The 552-nt window shown below is 53.3% G+C and carries 1 protein-coding gene; it reads right to left on the bottom strand.

Translation table 11 applies throughout. The annotated features are described in order from the left end of the window. Positions 1 to 295: hypothetical protein (locus tag NW838_RS11075; protein ID WP_414428048.1), on the bottom strand; the 295-nt coding region annotated here is incomplete at its 3' end. Positions 296 to 552: the final 257 nt, after the last annotated feature.

The following is a 552-nucleotide window of genomic DNA, read 5'->3' as shown; positions in this document are numbered from 1 at the left end:
CCGGCAGTCGGTAATAGGTCGTGATGCGACGCCCTTCGACAGTTTGAGACCGGTACGGCTGCACAGCTCCCATCGCGCCACTGAAGACGATTTTTTCAAGGGCCAACTTAAAGCGGTCGTAATCGGCCCGCGATTGAAACACAATGCTGGATCCTGCAAAGCGCTTGAGCCCCGGAGGATCCGCCGTTCCGGGCAGATCGGCCCGAGCCGGCCCCGCCTGGACAAGTAGAGCTGTTAGCGTAGAGAAAATAAAACCTTGCAGGGCATGGCGCCGCAAACCCACGTAAAAAGGCATGGTTGTCTCCCAGGTCTCCGGATCCGTTCCGGGTTTTCTGCCAGGAGTTTACCCTAGAAGGGATCAGAAATGCATATGCATAAAGTTAAGGTCAAGGCAAACTTTGTAGTCATTTAGGATTGAGATGAGATGACTGGGGTACCAAATTCTTCTCGCTTGCTAGGACTAAAAGTTTGGGTATGGGTGGGATGTCCTAGAATAAAGGGGAGAGGGAGCAGGCCACCGTTTTCTTAGCAAGCTGCCGGTGGATACAGGAA

This window comes from Synechococcus sp. R55.2, assembly GCF_047462075.1.
Classification (GTDB): domain Bacteria; phylum Cyanobacteriota; class Cyanobacteriia; order Thermostichales; family Thermostichaceae; genus Thermostichus.
Note: the sequence above shows the minus strand (reverse complement) of the source record. Positions and strands in the feature narration are given on the sequence as shown.